The organism is Bacteroides sp. B1-V-101, from assembly GCF_023656585.1.
Taxonomy (GTDB): domain Bacteria; phylum Bacteroidota; class Bacteroidia; order Bacteroidales; family Bacteroidaceae; genus Bacteroides; species Bacteroides thetaiotaomicron.
The window spans coordinates 17131-39759 of sequence record NZ_JAMOKH010000010.1 but is presented as its reverse complement, the minus strand read 5'-3'; the positions used below and the strand labels follow the sequence as shown (position 1 = coordinate 39759).

21 protein-coding genes and 1 riboswitch are annotated in these 22629 nt (G+C 46.6%); all 21 genes read left to right on the top strand.

Translation table 11 applies throughout. The features are described 5' to 3' along the window. The first annotated feature begins 54 nt into the window (after positions 1-54). The 21 genes from NBH01_RS09650 (at position 55) to NBH01_RS09550 (ending at position 22383) form a co-directional block, all read left to right on the top strand. Positions 55-636: a murein L,D-transpeptidase catalytic domain-containing protein gene (locus NBH01_RS09650; RefSeq protein ID WP_032813748.1), complete on the top strand. Its 582-nt coding sequence runs from the start codon at positions 55-57 to the stop codon at positions 634-636. Between the two features lie 76 nt (positions 637-712). Next, entirely contained in the window at positions 713-1114 is a 402-nt protein-coding gene (locus NBH01_RS09645; protein ID WP_008762460.1) for a hypothetical protein, read from the top strand. Between the two features lie 84 nt (positions 1115-1198). Continuing rightward, positions 1199-2413 carry a clostripain-related cysteine peptidase gene (locus tag NBH01_RS09640; protein WP_032813323.1) on the top strand — a complete coding sequence of 405 codons (1215 nt, stop codon included), beginning with the start codon at positions 1199-1201 and terminating at the stop codon, positions 2411-2413. A gap of 506 nt (positions 2414-2919) precedes the next feature. Then, on the top strand, positions 2920-3753 hold the full coding sequence (locus NBH01_RS09635) for a phage integrase SAM-like domain-containing protein (protein ID WP_225679058.1): 834 nt from the start codon (positions 2920-2922) through the stop codon (positions 3751-3753). A 429-nt stretch (positions 3754-4182) separates the two neighbouring features. Further along, positions 4183-5076: a site-specific integrase gene (locus tag NBH01_RS09630; RefSeq protein ID WP_011203113.1), complete on the top strand. Its 894-nt coding sequence runs from the start codon at positions 4183-4185 to the stop codon at positions 5074-5076. 46 nt (positions 5077-5122) lie between these two features. After that, positions 5123-5452: a site-specific integrase gene (locus NBH01_RS09625; protein ID WP_004289226.1), complete on the top strand. Its 330-nt coding sequence runs from the start codon at positions 5123-5125 to the stop codon at positions 5450-5452. Positions 5453-5838: 386 nt separating this feature from the next. Further along, a riboswitch (cobalamin riboswitch) is annotated at positions 5839-6030 on the top strand. Positions 6031-6185: 155 nt separating this feature from the next. Then, positions 6186-7103 (top strand): DUF4465 domain-containing protein, encoded by a 918-nt coding sequence (locus NBH01_RS09620; RefSeq protein ID WP_007567599.1) that lies wholly within the window; start codon positions 6186-6188, stop codon positions 7101-7103. Positions 7104-7167: 64 nt separating this feature from the next. Next, positions 7168-8949: a PKD-like domain-containing protein gene (locus NBH01_RS09615; protein ID WP_250700081.1), complete on the top strand. Its 1782-nt coding sequence runs from the start codon at positions 7168-7170 to the stop codon at positions 8947-8949. Between the two features lie 14 nt (positions 8950-8963). Then, positions 8964-11054, top strand: a complete 2091-nt coding sequence (locus NBH01_RS09610; RefSeq protein ID WP_004311297.1) for an SGBP N-terminal domain-containing protein — start codon at positions 8964-8966, stop codon at positions 11052-11054. Between the two features lie 28 nt (positions 11055-11082). Further along, positions 11083-12183 carry a YncE family protein gene (locus NBH01_RS09605; RefSeq protein ID WP_004293828.1) on the top strand — a complete coding sequence of 367 codons (1101 nt, stop codon included), beginning with the start codon at positions 11083-11085 and terminating at the stop codon, positions 12181-12183. 18 nt (positions 12184-12201) lie between these two features. Continuing rightward, a complete protein-coding gene (locus NBH01_RS09600) occupies positions 12202-14280 on the top strand; it encodes a TonB-dependent receptor plug domain-containing protein (RefSeq protein WP_004311295.1) in 2079 nt (692 codons plus the stop codon). An 11-nt stretch (positions 14281-14291) separates the two neighbouring features. Continuing rightward, on the top strand, positions 14292-15431 hold the full coding sequence (locus NBH01_RS09595) for an ABC transporter substrate-binding protein (protein ID WP_011203112.1): 1140 nt from the start codon (positions 14292-14294) through the stop codon (positions 15429-15431). Next, a complete protein-coding gene (locus NBH01_RS09590) occupies positions 15432-16412 on the top strand; it encodes a FecCD family ABC transporter permease (protein WP_011203111.1) in 981 nt (326 codons plus the stop codon). After that, positions 16409-17167 carry an ABC transporter ATP-binding protein gene (locus NBH01_RS09585; protein ID WP_004289235.1) on the top strand — a complete coding sequence of 253 codons (759 nt, stop codon included), beginning with the start codon at positions 16409-16411 and terminating at the stop codon, positions 17165-17167. The genes NBH01_RS09590 and NBH01_RS09585 overlap by 4 nt, the downstream gene beginning before the upstream one ends. After that, positions 17164-17730, top strand: coding sequence for a DUF2284 domain-containing protein (locus NBH01_RS09580; protein ID WP_004289236.1), 567 nt, complete (start codon positions 17164-17166; stop codon positions 17728-17730). The genes NBH01_RS09585 and NBH01_RS09580 overlap by 4 nt, the downstream gene beginning before the upstream one ends. A 1290-nt stretch (positions 17731-19020) precedes the next feature. Further along, positions 19021-19308, top strand: coding sequence for a hypothetical protein (locus tag NBH01_RS09575; RefSeq protein ID WP_178285291.1), 288 nt, complete (start codon positions 19021-19023; stop codon positions 19306-19308). A 120-nt stretch (positions 19309-19428) separates the two neighbouring features. After that, positions 19429-19845 (top strand): DUF3408 domain-containing protein, encoded by a 417-nt coding sequence (locus NBH01_RS09570; RefSeq protein ID WP_004329593.1) that lies wholly within the window; start codon positions 19429-19431, stop codon positions 19843-19845. Between the two features lie 29 nt (positions 19846-19874). Further along, positions 19875-20261 carry a DUF3408 domain-containing protein gene (locus NBH01_RS09565; protein WP_004329592.1) on the top strand — a complete coding sequence of 129 codons (387 nt, stop codon included), beginning with the start codon at positions 19875-19877 and terminating at the stop codon, positions 20259-20261. 27 nt (positions 20262-20288) lie between these two features. Then, the gene (locus NBH01_RS09560) at positions 20289-21077 is read left to right on the top strand and encodes a ParA family protein (RefSeq protein WP_004329591.1); all 789 of its coding nucleotides are present in this window, start codon (positions 20289-20291) and stop codon (positions 21075-21077) included. A 146-nt stretch (positions 21078-21223) separates the two neighbouring features. Continuing rightward, positions 21224-22153 (top strand): amidoligase family protein, encoded by a 930-nt coding sequence (locus tag NBH01_RS09555; RefSeq protein ID WP_225550399.1) that lies wholly within the window; start codon positions 21224-21226, stop codon positions 22151-22153. Next, positions 22150-22383 carry a hypothetical protein gene (locus NBH01_RS09550; RefSeq protein ID WP_015547183.1) on the top strand — a complete coding sequence of 78 codons (234 nt, stop codon included), beginning with the start codon at positions 22150-22152 and terminating at the stop codon, positions 22381-22383. Before NBH01_RS09555 ends, NBH01_RS09550 begins: the two co-directional genes overlap by 4 nt. Positions 22384-22629: the final 246 nt, after the last annotated feature.

Sequence of the window (22629 nt, the reverse complement as noted above, 5' to 3'; positions counted from 1 at the left end):
TTATGCGACTTTTATTTAGCCGTTATTCGTCAATACTATACTATGCACAATTTTATGAAGAAGTCTGCTCTGATATTATTCACGCTTGTTGGTCTGAACATTGGCATCGTAGCCAAAGCCGAACAACCCTTACGGGAAAAAGCCCTTGCAGCGAAAACCTATTGCGTAGAGAAAGGGTTTAATACGAATTATTGCTTTCTGGTAGATTTCAGCATTCCTTCCGGCAAAAAACGTTTCTTTGTCTGGGATTTCAAAGGCGATTCCATCAAATATTCAAGTCTGTGTGCTCATGGATATGGTAAGGAGAGCACGCCGAAGAAACCGGTATATAGTAATGTGGAAGGCAGCTATTGCTCTTCTTTGGGGAAGTATAAGGTAGGAATCCGTTCGTATAGTAAATGGGGGATTAATGTACATTATAAACTGCATGGATTGGAATCGACCAACAGCAATGCTTTCAAGCGTTACATTGTGCTCCATTCGTATACTCCGGTACCGACTTTGGAGATATACCCCATGCATCTTCCATTGGGGATTAGCCAGGGATGTCCTGTGATCTGTGATGACGCGATGCGGAAGGTCGATGCACTGCTGAAAGTCGAGAAGAAGCCTGTGTTGCTATGGATATATGAATAGAAATACTAAATCTTAATGATAAATAGATGATATTTCCTCTTTTTTGTTACCTTTGCCACAATTAAAAATTTATGATATGAAATACGTAAAAATACTATTTGCAATGGCACTTGTGTTGACAATGTGCTCGGCTTTCTCTTTAAAGAAAGACCACTCAAAAACAGTTTATGCCTTCGGAATTGCCGCTTCCTTTACGGATACAGTCGTGTATTTTACGGATATTCAAATATTGGATAGCGCAAAGGTTAGCAAGGAAGGTTTTCTGACTCATCGTGATCTGTACAGCTATCAGCTGAAGAATTATGTGGAAGATAACGGACTGCAACAGAATAGTACCTGTATGATCTATTTCTCAGAAAACAGGAAAAAACTGGAGAAAGAGGCAACGAAGATTCTGAGTAAATATAAAAGGAACAGGAATACCACAGTAACACGGATTGATACTGATAAATTCCACTTTATAAAACCGGAAGAGTAAAAGATTAATTGTTAATATGATAGGAGATGCAGGTTTGCATCTCTTATTTTTTTATCTTTGCAGCCGTAACTAATTGGTAATCTAATGAAAAAGATTAAAATATTATCCCTTCTCATGGGTTTGGCTGCGTTGTTTGCAGCTTGTGAGAATAATGAAAACGAAGGTCCTGAAGGACCCGAACCACGTGAGCAGGTAGGACGTACAGTGTTGGTTTATATCGTGGGGGATAATGGAGTCAGTGAGTTATCAAGCCTTTTTAAAGTCAACTTTAGCGATATGAAGGCGGGTATGGAAGAGGTTGATTATTCCAAGTGTAATTTGGTTGTTTATAGTGAGATGGTAAATGACGTTCCTCACTTGATTTCATTGAAACAGAAGAATGGTAAAGTAGTGGCCGATACTCTTTTTACTTATGATGAACAAAATCCGCTGGATAAGGAAGTTATGGCCAGTGTTATTTCCCAAACAGTTAGTTATTTCCCGGCAGATAGTTATGGGTTTGTATTTTTGTCTCATAGCTCTTCATGGGTGCCGGCCAGTAATAATGCGAACTCTCGCTCCATCGGATATTATCGTAGGACTCAGATGAATATACCGGATTTCCGTGAAGCATTGTCCTCTGCTTTTCCAAAACCATTAAAATTCATATTGTTTGACTCATGTAATATGCAATCTGTGGAAGTCGCCTATGAACTTCGTGACTGTGCCGAATATTTTATTGGTTCTCCTACGGAGATTCCGGGACCGGGTGCACCTTATAAGGCAGTAGTACCGGAAATGTTTACTGAAACAAATTTGGCGACGAATATAGCAGAGGCGTATTATGGATATTATGAAAAATCTTATACAGGGGTTGCTCCTGTTAGTAATGAGAATTGGACGGGAGGAGTTGCTACTTCTGTGATAAAGAGTGCGGCTTTGGATAATTTGGCAGCAGCAACCAAGACAATCATTCCTAAATATATTCAAGAGAAAAGGGAAGTAGACCGTAGTGATATACTAGCTTATGATTTTAACGATGACGCTAATTATGATTTTGAAAAACTGATCCGAAATTTGACAGGTGGAGTAGATAATACGGATTATCGGTCTTGGTATACAGCCTTTGAAGCAGCTGTTGTATATAGGAAAACAACTCTCAAAAACTATTCCGGTATCATTCATAGAATGTTTACTATGGAAGGTTCGGAAGGACTTTCTACATATATACCTACTGGCGCAAGCAATTCTACTATGAATACTTTCTATCGTACTTTGTCATGGTACACTGCTGCCGGATGGGATGGAACCGGATGGTAAGAATAAAGTCAGAATAAAAAGAAAGTGTGCCGCCCTGAAGCAGCACATTTTTTTTATCTCCCCCCTACAACCATTCATACTCCTTCCTCGCAACCTCCGGACACTTGATTCAGACATCCGCACTTAACTGATAATGCCCTACGATTTTCGCCTGTGGAAATAACAGTTTCAGTTCTCCTAATATCCGTAGTAGCGTTTCTTTTTGTTACGTCGCCGTGTATTCATTGGTGCTACCCCCTCCGGGTTTCTCGTCAAGTTTCGGAGAATCTTCGTTTTCTTCCTCAGCATCCGCTTTGTAGAGAGAATATTTCATCACCTTACACATATGTTTTATTAAAACGCTGCAAAGGTAAAAATCGTTTGCAGGTGTGGAAAAACCGTGAAGCACCGCATTGGTAATAAGGGTAAGGAGAGTACATTCCTTTTTATTTCGACAAAAAAATCGGTTGAACATTGTGTAGGGTAGTTCATTTTATATAGTTTATGGCGAAAAAAGAATCTCAATTATGAACTTAAAAAGAAAGGATTATATGAAACAGCATAGCTTTACAGACTTTGTTTACGAAGTTATTGGCGAGTTGCGGCAAGAGAACCGTTTTGCGACGGCCTATATCTATCACTATGCCTTGCAGGCATTCACCGCTTCTGTAGGTGGTGGCAAAATATTTTGGGGAGGACTGAACCGAAGAAGCTTGTGTAAATTTCAATATTATCTGGAGAAAGAGCAGAAGAGTTATAACACAACTTCTACTTATATCCGTGCGCTGCGTGCTATTTATAACCGTGCGGTAGATCGTGGGGTTGTGGCGGGAGAATGTCGCCTGTTTGTCAATCTCAAAACAGGGGTATCTTCCGAACATAAATTGGCATTAACTGCCGGGCAGACGAGCCGGTTGCTGGGTGATGTTGTTGACGGAAAGTATTCTTCCGGCAGACTCTCCAGTCCTGTACTCCCTCCGGAGGTGTACCGGGCGCAGGACACAATGCGATTGATGCTGTTGCTGCAAGGGATGCCTTTTGTAGACCTTGCTCACTTGCGCAAAGTGGATTTGAAAGGGGACCTGCTGATATGCCGACGCCAAAAGACGGGTACTGAACTTTGTGTCAAGCTTATGCCGCAGGCACGTCAGCTTATCGAACGTTATAGGAGCCGGGAAGAATCTTCGCCCTATCTGTTGGATATCCTTACTCCCACTTCTTTCGATAGAGAAGCTTTTGATGATTATCGCCGTTGCTTGCGTAAGCTGAACTTCAACCTTTCGAGACTACCCGGACTGATGGGAATGGAGGAGGTAAAAGTCAGTTCCTACACGGCGAAACATCATACAATCTCTATCTAATTGAAAATTAAACAGTTATTTCTGTTTAATTAATATCAGGTAACGATTTAGAAACGAGCGAATTACAATATTCTGTTTTCTTTTGCCTCTGTCAAAGAACGATTCTTTCAATGCAAATATACACTTTACTTGTGACAAAAGCAATCTTTTTCTACATTTAATCGACTTACAGTCAGCCTTAAAGAGGGTATCTGGTCTCATTCCATCTTCTTCCTCAAAAATAACATAGCAGTCTAAATTGGTTTATGTATGGGATAGGTCTTGTTCATTCGATCCGGTAGACTACTATACATAAAAGTATAAAGGCGAGATACGACAAGGAGATGCCATGCTTTTGTGTAAGGGGAATCTCTCTTAGCTTATCGCAGACCATGTATAGCTAAGTGTTTTGAGAATAAACAGTCTGTAAAAAACGGAAAGACACCGATTATGGGCCGTATCACCATCAATGGAACCCAAGCCGGTTTCAGTTGTAAGAAAGAAATGTCCCTCGCTTTGTGGGACGTCAAAACCAACCGGGCCAAAGGCAAGTCCGAGGAGGCCCGTACACTCAATCAGGAGCTTGACAATATCAAGGCGCAAATCACCAGGCACTACCAGTACATCTGCGACCACGACAGTTTTGTTACAGCCAAGAAAGTCTATAACCGCTATGTCGGCTTCTCAGAGGAATGCCACACCCTTATGAACCTTTTCAGGGAACAGCTGGAACCGTATAAAAAGAAAATCGGCATAGAGAAAGCCGAAAGCACCTACTGCGGTCTGGTTGCCGATTACAAGAGTCTCCTGCTTTTCATGAAAAGCAAGAAGAATGCAGAGGATATTGTCATCGAAGAACTTGAGAAATCATTCATCGAGGATTACTACAACTGGATGCTCGGTACATGCGCTTTGGCAAACTCCACTGTCTTCGGGCGTGTCAATACCTTGAAGTGGCTGATGTATATCGCGCAGGAAAAAGGCTGGATACGGGTTCATCCGTTCGCATCATTCGAGTGTATGCCCGAATACAAGAGGCGTTCTTTCCTTTCCGAAGAGGAACTGCAAAGGATAATCCATATAGAACCGAGATACAAACGCCAGCGTGCCATGCGCGACATGTTCCTGTTCATGTGCTTCACCGGTCTTTCCTATGTGGACTTGAAAGCCATAACATACGATAATATCCATACCGACTCCAACGGCGGTACATGGCTGATGGGCAACCGTATAAAAACGGGAGTGGCGTATGTCGTAAAATTATTGCCCATTGCTATCGAACTGATTGAAAAATATAGGGGTACGGATGAAAAGAAAGACTCCCCGAATGTGTCTTTCCGGTAGGTGAATACAATGCCATGCGGCTCAGTCTTGGAATCATAGGCAGGAAATGCAACTCCGGGGCGAGGTCACCCCGCACATCGGACGCCACGCATTTGCCGTTCTGGCCATACTCAAGGGGATGCTGCTGGAAACTCTTCAGAAAGTGTTTGGGCATAAGTCCATCACATACGTCCTGCGCATCCATTCACTTGTCCGGCGCAGGCGGGGCAATCTTTTTCTGGAAGTCGCCCATCTGTACGACCAGCGTGCTGACCAGCTTTCTCAACTCCTAATACGCGCTTGTTTCAATAATTGTCAGTTCCATACTAAAATTCTTTTTAAGATTCTGAATATGCGACAAAGTAACGCACATCCTATATCCTTTCCAAACAGATAATATCAGAGTCTTCCGTTGGCGTGCATTGGCGTATCCAACGTTAAAAGAGAAGGTCCTTCACCTGCATCCATGCGGCAACGGAACTTCCATTCCCTTACTTGTTTTCCATAAATTTATAGGATTAATTTCTGGTGCATGATATTAATAGTCATTATTCTGTCTGCTTTTTTTGCTTGCATAATTGCAGCTAACAGTTATCTATTCCAGAACGCATTGTTATGGAAAATGGCAAGCTGTTTTGTTGGTTTATGGATATTGTGTATGATAATTACCGTCTTCGTTTGTCGTAAACTTGAATGCTCTAATTAAAACAGTACGGTTGTCATGCTTTGTGTGTTTTATTATAAATATTATGAATTATTTGGAATTGATATGTAATATAGATAATTTTGCAGTCGGGAAATGGTTTCGGGAGGTTTACGCCTTCCGAATGAAAAGGGAACCCGGTGAAAATCCGGGACAGTACCCGCTGCTGTGAGTCCACAAAAACGGACATCGAACTTTTGCCACTGGTGTAATACCGGGAAGGCACGATGACCGGGACGAGTCAGAAGACCTGCCATGACCGGAATGAGATTTACACCTGCGGGATATACGGGTCGTAATCAAATAAGGAATAGCTCATCGGCCATTCAATATTTGAAGACAGACATATTCCCGTTCGTGTAAGTCCGCACGAACGGGAATTTTTTGTGTTTGTTAATAATATGTTTTACATTAAAATGAGTGACCTATGAAAAGAAAATTACGCTTTCTGGCAGGTGCCTGTCTATTTACCGCAACCGCCTTGTTCTCTGGCTGTAGCTCGGACGATGACTTTTTGATGGACCCGGTTGATTCCGGAACTTCGCAAACCCGTGCTGTGACAAATCCGGACGGTACTTTAACTATCACTTTCGATGATTTCGATCCCGGCATGTTAGCAGGACCTACCTCGGCCGGAGAAAATCTTTATTCGTACCAAGGGTATCCTCAAGTAACCACCATTTACGACAATACTCCGGAAGAATATCTCTTCCTTTCAATGTTTAATACTGTAGGTGGAAGCACAGAGTATTCCAGCGGCGGCATCGCACTTTCCAACTGGAACATCCGCTCCAATCAGTCGGGAAATACCGGAGACTGGTGGTATTCTTATCTAAACCAATGTTCTGTCTATAACACTGCGGTGGAAGCGGAAGGACAGAATAAGGAAGCCGGGCACAGCGGTTCCAATTTCGGTGTCGTTTACGGATATGTGGATGCTTACAATCAGGCATGGATGGCTAAACCAGAATTTTATTTCAATGTTCCCCGGAAATTGGTCGGCCTGTGGATCTGCAACACCTCATACACTTATGGTGTCATTACTTATGGTAATCAGTTCGGTTCTACGGGGGTAGCGACTCCTCTGAAAGAGATGAAAGGGTATTTCCAAGTGAATCTGGAATGTTATGATGCGAATGGCGGTCTGATCCGCACTTACAAACGTCTTTTAGCCGATTATCGTAACGGCCAACAACAGGTTGATCCTATCACGACATGGGATTATTGGGAAATCAATGCCGAAGGGGTGCAAAGTGTGAAATTCAACTTCGAGGGTTCGGATTCGGGAGCATACGGTTTGAATACTCCGGCTTATATCTGTATTGATGATATCACCATACAATAAAAAGAATACAAGGATATCCCTTCTGTCGGGGGTATCCCTGTTATTTTTCTAAAATCCACACATCATGCATCGTTTTCACTATTTTATTATTTCTGCCTGTATGCTGTTCACCTCCTGCAACAAGGATGAAGTCATTACCGAAGAAGTAGGAGGACAACCTATAATAGAACTTGACAGCGAGACCGGTATTTACACGGTCAAGGTCGATCACGAATTGACTATCGCCCCGATATACCAGAATGTTGAAGATGCTCTTTTTGCTTGGACGATAGACGGTACGCTGGTTTCTTCGGGTCCGTCTCTTCAACGTACATGGAATGAATGCGGGGATTTTTATGTCAAACTAAGAGTAGACAATGCGGAAGGCTATGCCGAAGAGGAACTGAAAGTAGAAGTGAAAGAACTCACCCCTCCGGTCATCTCACTGGCACTACCTTCGCAGGGGCTAAAAGTCGTCCGGAATACCGATTACACATTTACTCCCGATATTCAGCATTCGGATGTCGAAGGGTTCAAAATCGAATGGGTACGGGAAGGAAAAATCGTTTCCACCGAGAATACTTATACTTTCAATGAAAAAGAACTCGGTGTTTATACGGTGACAATCAACGCTTCCAATATAGATGGGACAACAACGAAAGACGTAAGCGTAGAGGTCGTGGAAACGATGCCCTACGTTGTCAAATTCCCGACCCCGTCTTACCTGCAAACATCCACGGGCAGGTACACTTTTGCCGACCGTCCTGTTTTCCTGCGTCCGTTGTTGGAGTATTTCGACAATCCCCGTTTTGAGTGGAGTGTGGACGGTCAGGTCATGGAAGGAGAAGTGGAACGCATGTTCAAGTTCACGCCGTCCGCACCCGGAGAATACACCGTCTCCTGTACTGTGTCGGAAGACACACCGACGGAAAAAATAAGCAGGAATATCGACAAAGGGAAAACGGCTGTCACTGCCACCGTAAAAGTCGTTTGTGTGGACAAAAAGGAACAAGACGGCTTCCGGGCCTCGGGAAGTTCCAAGCTCTGGAATAAAGTCTATGAATATACCCCAGCTCCCGGCCAATTTATCAACGAGACGAGCACGATAGGCGGTATGACCGGCAACGAAACATCCCCTGAAGCGGCTGTCGCATGGGCAACACAGCGTTTGAAAGACAAACTGCACGTCTCTTTAGGTTCTTTCGGGGGTTATATCATCGTCGGCTTCGACCACAGTATTCCCAATTCGGGTAACCAATATGATTTCTGTGTTCAGGGGAACGCCTTTGACGGCAGTTCCGAACCGGGTATCGTATGGGTCATGCAAGATATAAACGGAAACGGATTGCCGGATGACGAGTGGTACGAACTGAAAGGATCTGAAGCAGGCAAGGAAGAAACAATACAGAATTTTGAAGTGACCTATTACCGTCCGGAAGGCAAAAAAATGGATGTCCAATGGATCAGTTCCGACGGTAGAAACGGCTGGGTAGACTATCTGTCCGCTTATCATACACAAGACTATTATTATCCGGCTTGGATTTCGGAAAACAGTTATACCCTGACAGGCACTTGTCTGGCCGCCCGCAACACCCAAGATTCTCAAACCGGTTATTGGGATAATCAGAGTTATGACTGGGGGTACGTGGATAATTTCGGAAACGACCAGATAGAAGGCGGCAGTACGGTGGATGGAAGCGGACAAAGGAACGGTTTCAAAATTTCCAATGCCATCCATGCCGATGGAACGGAAGCCAATCTGCAATATATTGACTTTATCAAAATACAATGCGGTGTTCTGGCCAAAAGCGGCTGGCTGGGCGAAGTTTCTACGGAGGTATTTTCTTTTGAGGATCTAACCAAATAATAAAAATTACAAGTATGAAAATTTATTTTCTTCCCATGCTCCTATCCTTGTTCTTTTTGGGAGCGTGTGACAAAAACGATGAAATTATACCTGAAGATGCAGATGAAAATTTCATCACATCGGTCGTGATGACCGTGGACGGGAAATCGTACACGGCCGACATTACGGACAATACAGTAACAATAACCGTTCCCTATACGGTATCGCTGAACAACGCCGAAGTGGAATTCAAGTACACAACTTCTGCAACAATCATACCTGATCCTGAAACGGTAACGGACTGGGATAACGAACGAACCTTCCGGGTGACATCCTATAACGGAGATGCCCGCGAATATACCTATAAGGTCGTGAAAAGCGAGATAGAATCTGACGGAGATGTGGAGTTGAAGACCACCGAGGAGGTAGCTTCTTTTGCCGCAACCAAAACAACCGTTGTCAAAGGGAACCTGATTATCGGCTCTGATGCGGAAGAGGCAGAAAAAATCACTGACATATCTGCATTGGCATCTTTGAAAGAGGTTACTGGCAACATTGTCATTCGTAACAGTTACAACGGTGCAGACTTGACAGGGTTGGATAATATCGTTTCTGCCGGAGGTTTACAGGTAGGTTCGACCGATGTCGCCTCGAAAGCTACGGAACTTCACATGATTTCCATGAAAGCATTGGAAACGCTCTCCGGAGACATATCGGTATATAACGACCAAGTGACGTATGTCCTATTCGAGAAACTGGCAACTATTGAAGGAAGCGTGATGTTCAATGCGTCGTCGTTACAGAGTTTTGAGTTTCCGGTTCTGACTACTGTAGGTCAGGATCTGAATCTTCAAGGACTCAATGAAGAGAACACAGCAGCCGGTTCGATTGCGTCTTTGGAAATACCGGAACTGACAAGTGTCGGAGGGGTCTTGTCCGTAAACAATCTTGCCAAGCTGACTTCCATGAGCTTCCTTAAGCTGAAAGAGACCGGTGGCCTTGATTTCCATACCGTCCCCGTGATGTTGGAAACCATCAACCTTCCGGAAATCGAAACAGTAAACGGAAGTATTATTATGGAAGCCAATATGGAAGCTCCTCCTACCGGTAGTTTTGTTCCCCAACGAAATGACGTGCTTCAGGCTTTCGGTGGAATGGACAAACTGACAACGATAAAGGGACAGATAAAGATAAAGAATTTCACGGCACTCAAACAACTTCCCGACTGGAGCAAGATCACCACACTTGGAAGCATCACGCTGGATTATCTTGAAGATGTGAGCGGAACACTGCTGTTGCCGAACGCCCGATTTGAAACCTTCGGAGAAACAGCGCCCCAGATTGAAATTATAAACAAGGTGCAGCTCTCCAAAATTGAAACAGCCGAAGATTTGTCAAATGTAAATTTTGTCATCACCAGTCTCACGAATAATAAGTTCCCTGAAATCACGTTCAAGAATATCAAAGACTTCACTTGTAAGCCAACCACCAACAATACCGATTATACCATATCGACAATTCAACATGTATATGGAAATCTAAATGTGACAGGCCAAATGCGAAGCAATGCCAAATTTCCCGACTTGGAAATCATAGATGGATATGGATATATCCAAATACCCATGTTTGCTTCAATCACAATGCCAGTCTTGAAAGAAGTGGGAGGACAGTTCTATTTATCTGGAAATTTTACCAGTTGTAACTTGCCCTTACTATCCAAAGTTTGTTGTTCAGCTTCTCCTGTATATTATAAAGAGGGAGAGGGTTCGTTAGCAATATCTTTACAAAGTAAATCGCTGGATATTCCGGAATTGCTTCACGTAGGAGGTGAAGGGTTGTTCGTTAATAAAGCAACAGGCATTACTTGTGATAAATTACAGACTATAGATGGTACGCTACAGATAAAAAGTGCGACTTCTCTTTCTCAGGAAACACTTTCCATGGAGAAGTTGGAGACCTTGCATGGGGTTGTTTTTGACGGTTTGACGAAATTTACCGACTACACTTTCTTCGGCAAGTTTATAGAAAACGGAATGATTACGGGGGAAAGTTGGAGCGTGACGAAATGTGGGTATAACCCAACCTTCCAAAATATGAAGGACAAACAATATACGCAGCAGGATTAAACCTTATACCTTAACCAGAGTACCCGTAATGATTCGGGTACTCTTTTTTATCCGAATGACAATGAGCAGAACAATACAACGGATTTGCCTTTTTCTTTTCTGCCTGCCAGTTTTCGGCAGTTGCATGAAATGGGATTACGGAGAGATGGAAGATTTCTCTGTATCGGCCTCTGGTCTTTTCATTACCAACGAGGGGAATTTCCAGTACAGCAATGCCACGCTTTCCTACTACGATCCCGCCACGTGCGAAGTGGAGAATGAAGTGTTTTACCGTGCCAACGGGTTCAAGTTGGGCGATGTGGCCCAGTCTATGGTTATCCGGGACGGTATAGGCTGGATCGTGGTGAACAACTCGCATGTGATTTTCGCCATCGACATCAATACTTTCAAGGAAGTGGGCCGTATCACAGGTTTCACCTCACCCCGGTATATCCATTTTCTGTCGGATGAGAAAGCCTATGTGACGCAGATATGGGACTACCGTATCTTCATCATCAACCCCAAGACATACGAGATTACCGGCTATATCGAATGTCCAGACATGGACATGGAATCGGGTTCCACCGAACAAATGGTACAATACGGCAAGTACGTCTATGTGAACTGCTGGTCGTACCAGAACCGCATCCTGAAAATCGACACGGAGACGGACAAGGTCGTGGACGAACTGACCATCGGCATACAACCTACTTCGCTGGTCATGGACAAATACAACAAGATGTGGACCATCACGGATGGCGGTTACGAGGGCAGCCCATACGGTTACGAGGCACCGTCTCTCTATCGTATAGACGCCGAGACTTTCACCGTAGAGAAACAGTTCAAGTTTAAGCTGGGCGACTGGCCTTCGGAAGTCCAGCTCAACGGTACACGGGATACACTTTACTGGATCAACAACGATATTTGGCGAATGCCGGTGGAAGCCGACCGTGTTCCCGTCCGGCCTTTTCTGGAGTTTCGGGACACCAAATACTACGGCCTTACGGTCAATCCCAACAACGGGGAGGTATATGTGGCCGACGCTATTGATTACCAGCAACAAGGTATCGTGTATCGCTATTCGCCGCAAGGCAAGCTGATCGATGAATTTTACGTGGGAATCATTCCGGGAGCTTTCTGCTGGAAATAACGAGGAAGGAGGACAAAAATGAAAAGACATCTTATTCTATTGTTCGTGGGGGTAAGCCTGCCCTTTCTGCTTGCCGCCCAGCAGAAAAATTCCGTCAGCATTACCAAAAGGGTACTACGTATTCCGGAGGTTACGGTGGTGGGCAAACGACCTATGAAGGATATAGGCGTGCAACGAACCCGTTTCGATTCCATCGCCATGAAAGAGAACATCGCCTTGTCTATGGCCGATGTGCTGACATTCAACTCATCCGTTTTTGTCAAGAACTACGGACGCGCCACGTTATCCACCGTGGCTTTCCGGGGTACCTCTCCCTCGCATACCCAAGTGACGTGGAATGGTATGCGCATTAACAACCCGATGCTGGGCATGACGGATTTTTCCACCATCCCTTCTTACTTTATCGATGATGCCTCGCTGCTGCACGGAACGTCATCGGTAAACGAAACGGGCGGCGGCTTGGGTGGTCTGGTCAGGCTCTCCACTTCTCCGGCCAACCATGAAGGGTTCGGGTTGCAGTACGTGCAGGGAGTGGGGTCGTTCAGCACGTTCGACGAGTTTCTCCGCCTGACCTACGGTGACAAACACTGGCAGTCCTCCACCCGTGTGGTGTATTCCTCTTCCCCCAACGACTACAAATACCGAAACCGGGACAAGAAGGAAAACATCTATGACGAGGACAAGAACATCATCGGTTCCTATTACCCGACGGAACGCAACCGCAGCGGGGCTTATAAGGATCTGCACGTCTTGCAGGAAATTTATTATAACACGGGCGAAGGCGACAAGTTCGGGCTAAACGCCTGGTATATCAATTCCAACCGGGAACTGGCGATGCTCAGCACGGATTACGGGAACGACATGGACTTCGAGAACCGCCAAAGGGAGCAGACGTTTCGCGGCGTCCTCTCGTGGGATCGCGTGCGGGAGAAATGGAAGGTCGGTGTAAAAGGCGGCTATATACACACATGGATGGCCTATGATTACAAGCGGGACAAGGGAAACGGCGAAATGGCTTCGATGACCCGCTCACGCAGTAAGATTAACACGTTCTACGGAAGTGCGGACGGGGATTATGCTCCTTCAGAGAAATGGCTGTTCACGGCCGGTGTTTCCGTACACCAGCATTTGGTGGAAAGCGCGGACAAAAATATCATCTCGCAGGAAGGTAACAAGGCTGTTGTCGGGTATGACAAGGGACGTGTCGAGTTTTCCGGTTCCGTTTCTGCGAAATGGCGGCCTGTCGATCGTTTTGCCGCCTCGCTTGTCCTTCGCGAGGATATGTTCGGTACGGAATGGGCCCCGGTTATCCCGGCTTTCTTCATCGACGGGGTACTGTCGAAAAAAGGCAATATCGTGGCGAAAGCATCCATCTCCCGGAACTACCGTTTTCCCACGCTGAACGACCTCTATTTTCTGCCGGGCGGTAATCCCGACCTGAAAAGCGAGCACGGCTTCACATACGACGTGGGGTTGTCGTTCTCGGTGGGGAAAGAAAATGTATATGCTTTGAGCGGTGGTATCAACTGGTTCGATTCGCACATCGACGACTGGATCATCTGGCTACCCACAACCAAGGGATTCTTCTCCCCCAGAAACCTCAAAAAGGTACATGCTTACGGGGCAGAGACCAACGCCCACCTTGATATAATGCTCGGAAAGGACTGGAAACTGGATATGAACGGAACTTTCTCGTGGACTCCCTCGATCAACGAGAGCGAACCGATGAGTCCGGCAGACCAATCCGTCGGCAAACAGTTGCCATACGTGCCGGAGTTTTCCGCAACGGTGACCGGACGTCTGTCATGGCGGACATGGAGCCTGCTTTACAAATGGTGTTATTACAGCCAGCGTTATACCATGTCGAGTAATGACTATACCCTGACGGGCTATCTGCCCCCTTACTTCATGAATAACGTGACACTGGAAAAACAGCTCTCTTTCCGATGGGCCGATCTGTCGCTAAAGGGCAGCATCAACAACCTGTTCGATGAAGAATACCTTTCCGTATTGTCCCGTCCCATGCCGGGCATCAATTTCGAGATATTCATCGGCATAACACCCAAGTTCGGAAAAAACAAAAATAGTAAACGATAATCTGCATCAATATGAACGCATTAAAGAATTTAAGCCTGATTTTGTTGCTTTCTCTGGCATTTACAGGCTGCCACAACAAAAGCTCAAAAATCAATGATTTCAACCTGCTGCTTTATGCTCCCGAATATGCCTCCGGCTTCGACATCAAAGGGGCGGGCGGGAAGGAAAGCGTACTGATAACCGTCAGGAATCCCTGGCAGGGAGCGGACAGTGTAACCACATGGCTGTTTATCGTCCGCAACGGTGAAGAGGTTCCCGAAGGGTTTGCAGGACAGGTACTCAAAGGAGACGCCAAACGCATCGTGGCGATGTCTTCCACTCATATCGCCATGCTTGACGCAATCGGTGAAGTCCGGTGTATAACCGGCGTTTCGGGAATCGACTACATTTCCAACCCAGACATCCAAGCCCGCCGCGACAGTATTGGCGATGTCGGCTATGAAGGGAACATCAACTACGAGTTGCTGCTCTCGCTCGATCCCGACCTCGTTCTGCTCTATGGGGTGAACGGCGCAAGCGCAATGGAAAGCAAACTCGAAGAACTCGACATACCGTTCATGTATGTCGGCGATTATCTTGAAGAGTCGCCTCTCGGCAAGGCCGAATGGATGGTAGTGCTTTCAGAAGTCACAGGAAAACGTGAGAAGGGTGAAAAAGCCTTTGCCGCAATCCCGGTCAAATACAACGCCTTGAAAAAGAAAGTGGCCGACAGTACCCTCGGCACTCCTTCGGTTATGCTTAATGTTCCCTATGGCGACTCGTGGTTCATGCCTTCAACCCAAAGTTATGTAGCCCGCTTGATTACTGATGCGGGAGGCCGCTATATCTACCAGAAGAACACGGGAAACGCTTCTATCCCCATTGACTTAGAAGAAGCATATCTGCTCGCGTCGGATGCGGACATGTGGCTGAACGTGGGAATGGCGAACTCCCTTGACGACTTGAAGGCATCATGTCCGAAATTCACCGATACCCGATGTTTCAAAAATGGAGAGGTGTATAACAACAACGCCCGTACCAACACAGCCGGGGGTAACGACTATTACGAGTCTGCCGTCGTGAATCCTGACATCGTGCTCCGCGACCTCGTGAAGATATTCCATCCTGAACTGGTGCAGGAAGAGTGTGTGTATTACAAGCAACTGAAATAGATGCGATCCCGTTCGACTATATTATTCTCCATATTGATTACGCTCACGGTCGGTCTTTTTTTACTGGACTTGGCCGTGGGAGCTGTCAACATTCCGATCCGCGATGTATGGGCAGCACTGACCGGGGGAAATTGTTCCCGTGCCACGGAAAAAATCGTACTCAACATACGCCTCATAAAAGCTATAGTGGCACTGTTGGCCGGGGCTGCCTTATCGGTCAGCGGTCTTCAGATGCAGACCCTCTTCCGTAATCCTCTTGCCGGTCCCTATGTCCTTGGCATCAGTTCCGGTGCAAGTCTCGGTGTGGCACTTGTGGTACTTGCCGGGATCGGTTCATCAATAGGCATTGCCGGAGCAGCGTGGGTGGGTGCGGCTGTCGTGTTGCTCGTGATAACTGCCGTCGGACAGCGAATAAAAGACATCATGGTAATCCTGATTCTGGGCATGATGTTCTCATCGGGCGTAGGTGCTGTCGTGCAGATATTGCAGTACCTCAGCAAAGAGGAATCGCTGAAAGCCTTTGTCATTTGGACGATGGGGGCTTTGGGTGACGTCACCTCCGGACAACTTCTGATTCTTGTTCCATCGGTGTTTGCCGGACTGCTGTTGGCGGTACTGACCATCAAACCGCTTAACCTCCTGCTGTTCGGAGAGGAATATGCCGTAACAATGGGACTGAATATTCGGCGTTCACGCAGCCTGTTGTTTCTCTCGACAACGCTGCTCGCCGGAACGATAACCGCTTTTTGCGGTCCGATAGGTTTCATAGGTCTCGCTATGCCTCATGTCACAAGAATGCTTTTCCAAAATAGCGATCATCATGTCCTTCTGCCCGGAACAATTCTTTCGGGATCATCGATATTGCTTCTTTGCGACATCATTTCTAAAATATTCACCTTGCCGATCAACGCCATTACAGCTCTATTGGGAATCCCAATCGTCGTATGGGTGGTTTTACGCAACAAATCCATCACCGCATGATAGAATTACAGCATTTTTCCATAGGTTACAAAGAAAACTCGTTGCTCCACGAGGTAAATGCCACGATAAAAAAAGGTCAACTGACAGCCCTTATCGGAAGAAACGGGACAGGAAAATCGACGTTGCTCCGCGCCATAGCCGGTCTGAACCGGTGTTATTCCGGAAAAATCATTCTCGACGGGCACGACATCGCCTGCATGAAAACCGAAGATATGGCAAAAACGCTGGCTGTCGTCACGACCGAGCGCACGCGCATCGCCAACCTGCGGTGCAAGGATGTCGTAGCCATAGGCCGTGCTCCTTATACCAACTGGATAGGTAGGATGCAAGAAACAGATAAGGAGATAGTCATGCAATCGCTCATTTCGGTGGGAATGGAGGCTTATGCAAACCGCACGATGGATAAAATGTCGGATGGCGAATGCCAGCGTGTGATGATTGCTCGTGCATTGGCACAGGATACTCCTATCATTCTCCTTGATGAACCGACTTCCTTTCTTGACATGCCTAATCGCTACGAACTTGTGGCGTTGCTTCGTAGGCTTGTCCACGACGAGAAAAAATGTATCATGTTCTCGACACATGAACTTGACATCGCGTTGTCCATGTGCGATTCGATAGCATTGTTAGATACCCCGAATTTAAGTTGCTTGACCGCGTCTGAAATGCAGAAAAGCGGATACATTGACAGACTTTTCCAAAATGAAAACATCCGTTTCGACTCCTTATGCGGTACAATGATTTTGAAACAATGAGTATATACACTGTAGAAAATTTTACTTCAGACATCACTGTTGAAGGATATATCGCCGAATTCCGTGACGAACCACATTTTCTTGAACTTTGCAAACAATGTACCAATTACGGTAAAAGTTGGGGGTGTCCTCCATTTGATTTTGATACGGAATCGTTTCTCCGACAATACAAGTATGCACATCTTATGGCAACGAAGATAATCCCTGAAGACAAAGATATTCCGATTGAATATACACAAAAACTCATTTTACCGGAACGGATACGAATCGAGAGCGAATTATTGGATATGGAACGGAAATATGGAGGGCGTTCATTTGCCTATATAGGTAAATGTCTTCACTGCTCAGATAACGAGTGTACGCGTAACTGCGGCACACCATGCCGACACCCGGAAAAAGTGCGTCCGTCACTCGAAGCCTTCGGATTTGACATAGCCAAAACGCTTTCTGAACTTTTTAACATCGAACTTCTTTGGGGAAAGGATGGCAAATTACCTGAATATCTTGTTCTCGTAAGCGGATTTTTTCATAATGAATACGAACTTTGCAACATAGCATACTAATGATTCGGACATGAAATAAACAGACAAACTAACCACATTCGGTTCAATCTGTTTTGTGATTTCAAATGAATTATAGTTAGATATGTAAAAAGCGACGCTGGAGCTTGAAATAAGTAACGGTTTATCGGTGTATTCTCCGTTAAACCGTCCTGTTTTCGTTAAACGAAAACACAACTTGCTGTCCCCTAATGGGGACAACATTCTCCAATAGGAATTGTGTATCAGCCCATTGTACGGCTATTCTCCTGTGATTTTCGGGTCATTTCCATCAGGCATTTGCCGGCTGCTCTCCCCATAAAAAGGTGGCTGTCTCTCCTGAATCATGTGACTTACGCCCATAATTCAGGAATAAGGGAGACGTATGTACTGGAAATCTGCCCTTTCCATACCCTATTCTCCATTAATGGATTGTTATTTTTACACTTCTGCAAATGGAGAATGGCAGGTAGCCGTATACACCTTATTGTTTTTCTTCATTGTCTCCATTAATGGATTGTTACTTTTACACATCTACAAAAGGAGAATGGGCTGTGAACCGTATATGCCTTATGGCTTTCCTTCATTGTCTCCATTAACGGATTGCTACTTATACACATCTGCAAATGAAGAATGGGCATGTAACCGTGTATGTCTTATGGTTTCTTTTCCTTGTCTCCATTGATGGATTGCTACTTCTACACATCTGCAAATGAAGAATGAGCATGTAACCGTGTATGCCTTATGTTTTTCCTTCATTGTCTCCTTTGACGGATTGTTACTTCTACACTTCTGCAAATGGAGAATGGGCAGTGAATCGTATATGCCTTATGGCTTTCCTTCACTGTCTCCTTTGACGGATTGTTACTTTTACACTTCTACAAATGGAGAATGGGCAGTGAACCGTATATGCTTTATGGCCTTCCTTCACTGTCTCCTTTGACGGATTGTTACTTCTACACTTCTGCAAATGGAGAATGGGCATGTAACCGTGTATGCCTTATGGTTTTCCTTCATTGTCTCCATTAATGGATTGTCACTTCTACACTTCTGCAAATGGAGAATGGGCAGTGAATCGTATATGCCTTATGGCTTTCCTTCACTGTCTCCTTTGACGGATTGTTACTTTTACACTTCTACAAATGGAGAATGGGCAGTGAACCGTATATGCTTTATGGCTTTCCTTCACTGTCTCCTTTGACGGATTGTTACTTCTACACTTCTGCAAATGGAGAATGGGCATGTAACCGTGTATGCCTTATGGTTTTCCTTCATTGTCTCCATTAATGGATTGTCACTTCTACACTTCTGCAAATGGAGAACGTGCATGTAGCCGTGTACGCCTTATGTTTTTTCTTCCTTGTCTCCATTAACGGATTGATATTTTTACACTTCCACAGACCGATAATTCAAGAATCCGTATCAGGACGGATGCATGCTCCCACACCTGCCCATAAGGATTTGAAAGGGGCGGTGGACAAGGAACGGAATCCCGCCGCTTTTCCACGCCGCTACGGACAGCAGGATTCTGACGTCACTCCTGCATGGGAAGAACCATCCGGATGGAACCATATGTTCGTCCCCCCGTCATGTGTATCATGACAATCCCCGACTTTGGATGACTATAAGTGACAGGTGGTTCCGTCCTGTCCTCTTCTTTTTTTATTTTGTATTCCGAAACAATGCCAGTTGTGTAATTTAATAATTTAAGATTTTAAGACAATGGATTCAGAAAAGGAAAAGAACCGGCTTTCCGATATCGTTCTCGAGAGGGTCGGACTCACGGGAAACCTTCTGTCAGCTCCCGTTTCCCCATCCCCGGAACCGGCGGTGGATATGCCGGGTCATGAAAGGCAGGTCCGTGCAGGGAAAGTGACAGCCCCGGAAGAATACAAGAGGAGGTTTCTGGTTCCCGCTCCCAAGTCTGTGGAGTGGAAGACCGCGTATATTGACGGGAGGCTGCACCGCCGGATCGCCATGCTGGTCAGGGCCGCCGGTTGCGGCAGCATCTCCGGGTTTATCATCCGGCTGCTGGAGCTCCATATGGAGGAACATAGGGAGGATATCGCCGCCCTGCTCGGTGAGGTCTACCGTCCCTGGGATGAGGACGGGCAGCCGGGAGAACCGGCCCGCCGATAAAATGTTGTCATTGTCCAAGAAGATATATCATGACAGGAAAGAACGTAAAAGACCGGATGGGTCCCGGCGGGATGGACGCGGACCGCATCCGTGAGATCATGGGGGAAGCACCTGCCTGTCCCCGGAAGGGACGTGGAACGTCCGGTAACGACATAATGCGTCCCGCAAGGAAAAGCGGCCCCATGCAGCCGTCCGTCTATGGGGAGGAATACCTGCATGGCATTGCGGGCGTGCAGCGCCGGTCACTGCATATTCCTGCCGCCCTGCACCGGAAACTGTCCATCCTGGCGGGAGCCTCGAGAAATGGAACGGTCACGCTGGAGGGGTTCATCAACCACCTTGTATCGCGGCATCTGGAAGAATACAGGGAAACGGTGGAGATGATTCTGGAAGAGTCCCTGCCCGACCGGTCATAATAGTGTTTAACATTTAATGCAAGAAGTATGATGAAAAAAGAAAAAGAGTTGTTGGTTGCCGTCGCCAGCCAGAAGGGTGGCGTGGGAAAATCCGTCTTTACGGTACTGCTGGCCAGTGTGCTGCATTACCGCAAAGGCCTGCGTGTGGCGGTTGTGGACTGTGACTACCCGCAGCACAGCATCGCCCTGATGCGTGAGAGGGACATGGAGAGTGTCATGAAAAATGACGACCTGAAGGTGAGCCTTTACCGGCAGCACGAGAGAATCCGGAAGCCTGCCTATCCGGTCATCAAAAGCGATCCGGAAAAGGCGGTGGAGGACCTGCATCGTTATATGGACGAAAAGGGGGAAACTTTCGATATCGTGCTTTTCGACCTTCCCGGAACGCTCCGCAGCGAGGGGGTGGTCTATACTGTTGCCGCGATGGACTACATTTTCGTCCCGCTCAAGGCGGACAACATCGTCATGCAGAGTTCCCTGCAGTTTACTAAGGCTCTGGAAGAGGAGCTGGTCGCCAGGAAGAACTGCAACCTGAAAGGGACCTGGCTGTTCTGGAACATGGTGGACAGGAGGGGGCGGAAGGACCTGTATGACGCCTGGAACCGGGTCATCGACAAGATGGGGCTGCGGCTGCTGTCCTCACACATTCCGAACACCCTCCGCTACAACAGGGAGGCGGACCCTGTCTGCAAGGGTGTCTTCCGTTCCACGCTGTTTCCACCCGATCCCCATCAGGAGAAAGGCTCCGGCCTTCCTGAACTGGTGGAGGAGATATGCCGTACCATCGGCCTGGAGGAACCCGATACCGACCGGTAGCGGATGTCAGGGTATAGACACCTTAAATAAGGACTTTTAGCCTAAGATAAAGTAAGCTAATAGCATGATAATAAAGCTCTTATAATTACGATTTCTCCTATGAAAGCATTACCTTAGTAGTGTAATAATAAAGGAGGTAACAAGTTATGAACGAGCAAATTAGAAGCATTTTAGCACAAGAGACAACAAAGACAAGCAAGATCCGGCAGCTGTATCTTTTAGGTGTTCCCCGCGCGGAAATCGCAAGAATGGTAACCAACGGCAATTACGGTTTTGTGGTGAATGCCCTGCACCGGATGAATGAGTGTGGGGACGGTCCGAATATCCATCCGTCGACAGCTGCGTTGGACTATGCTTTCAACCGCAAGTTCGGTATCGAGATCGAGGCCTACAACTGTTCCCGTGAACGGCTTGCACGCGAGCTCAAGGAAGCCGGCATCGAGGTTACGGTGGAAGGTTATAACCATACCACCCGTCCGCATTGGAAGCTCGTGACGGACAGCAGCCTGAGCGGCAACGACACCTTCGAGCTGCTCAGTCCGATCCTGGTCGGTGAAACCGGACTGCGGGAACTGGAGAAGGTCTGCTGGGTGCTTGACTTGTGTGACGTGAAAGTGAACGAGAGCTGCGGTCTTCACGTGTATATCGATGCCACCGGTTTCAACATGGAGACCTGGCGTAACCTGGCTTTGAGCTACAAGCATCTGGAACCGGTCATCGACCGGTTCATGCCGGCCTCCCGTAGGGACAACCGCTATTGCCGCGGACTGGGGCACGTCTCTGATGAGATGATACGTTCCGCCCGGACTGTGGACGAGTTGAAAGGAAGGATCGGCGACCGTTACCATAAGGTGAACCTCGAGGCCTACTCACGGCACAAGACGGTCGAGTTCCGCCAGCATTCGGGAACGACCAACTTCACAAAAATGCGTAACTGGGTGCTGTTTCTCCACAAATTGGTTACCTTTGCCACAAGGGAACATGTGCCTGCGGCCACCACGCTCAGTGACATCCCCTTCCTGGACAGTGAGCAGAAACTATATTATAAATTGAGGACTAAAAAATTATCGGCATGAACAAGCATATGTATATTTTGGCGGACGGCGGCAGGATTGCCGCTTCCGGCCCTTCCGAGTTTGTACGCCTCCTGCGTGAGGGCAGCTGGTTTGACAGCGAGTGCACCGACGAGGAGTACATGGTGAATTTCTCCGGGCGGTACAGGGAACTGCACGGGGTGACGGTGAGGACCGACACGCCGGAGCATTTCATGGACGACCTGAAAAAGTACGGTTACATCAAGGGCTGAGAGGCCCGTTCCTTTATTGTTACGTTCCCTGCCGGTTCATTCATCTCCGGTGGGGATTTTTTTCTTTTTTCACGGTATCTGATCTCCGCCGTATCCTGTTTTCCGGAGGCTGGTTTCACGACCTCCTTCCTCAATCATTTTTTTCTCTTTTCATACTGCTATCAACGGATTGTCGTACTTTTACACACAATCCCGGCAATATCGGGAAGAATCCCGGGCTCTCGCCGGACTGCCATTTGTCATATC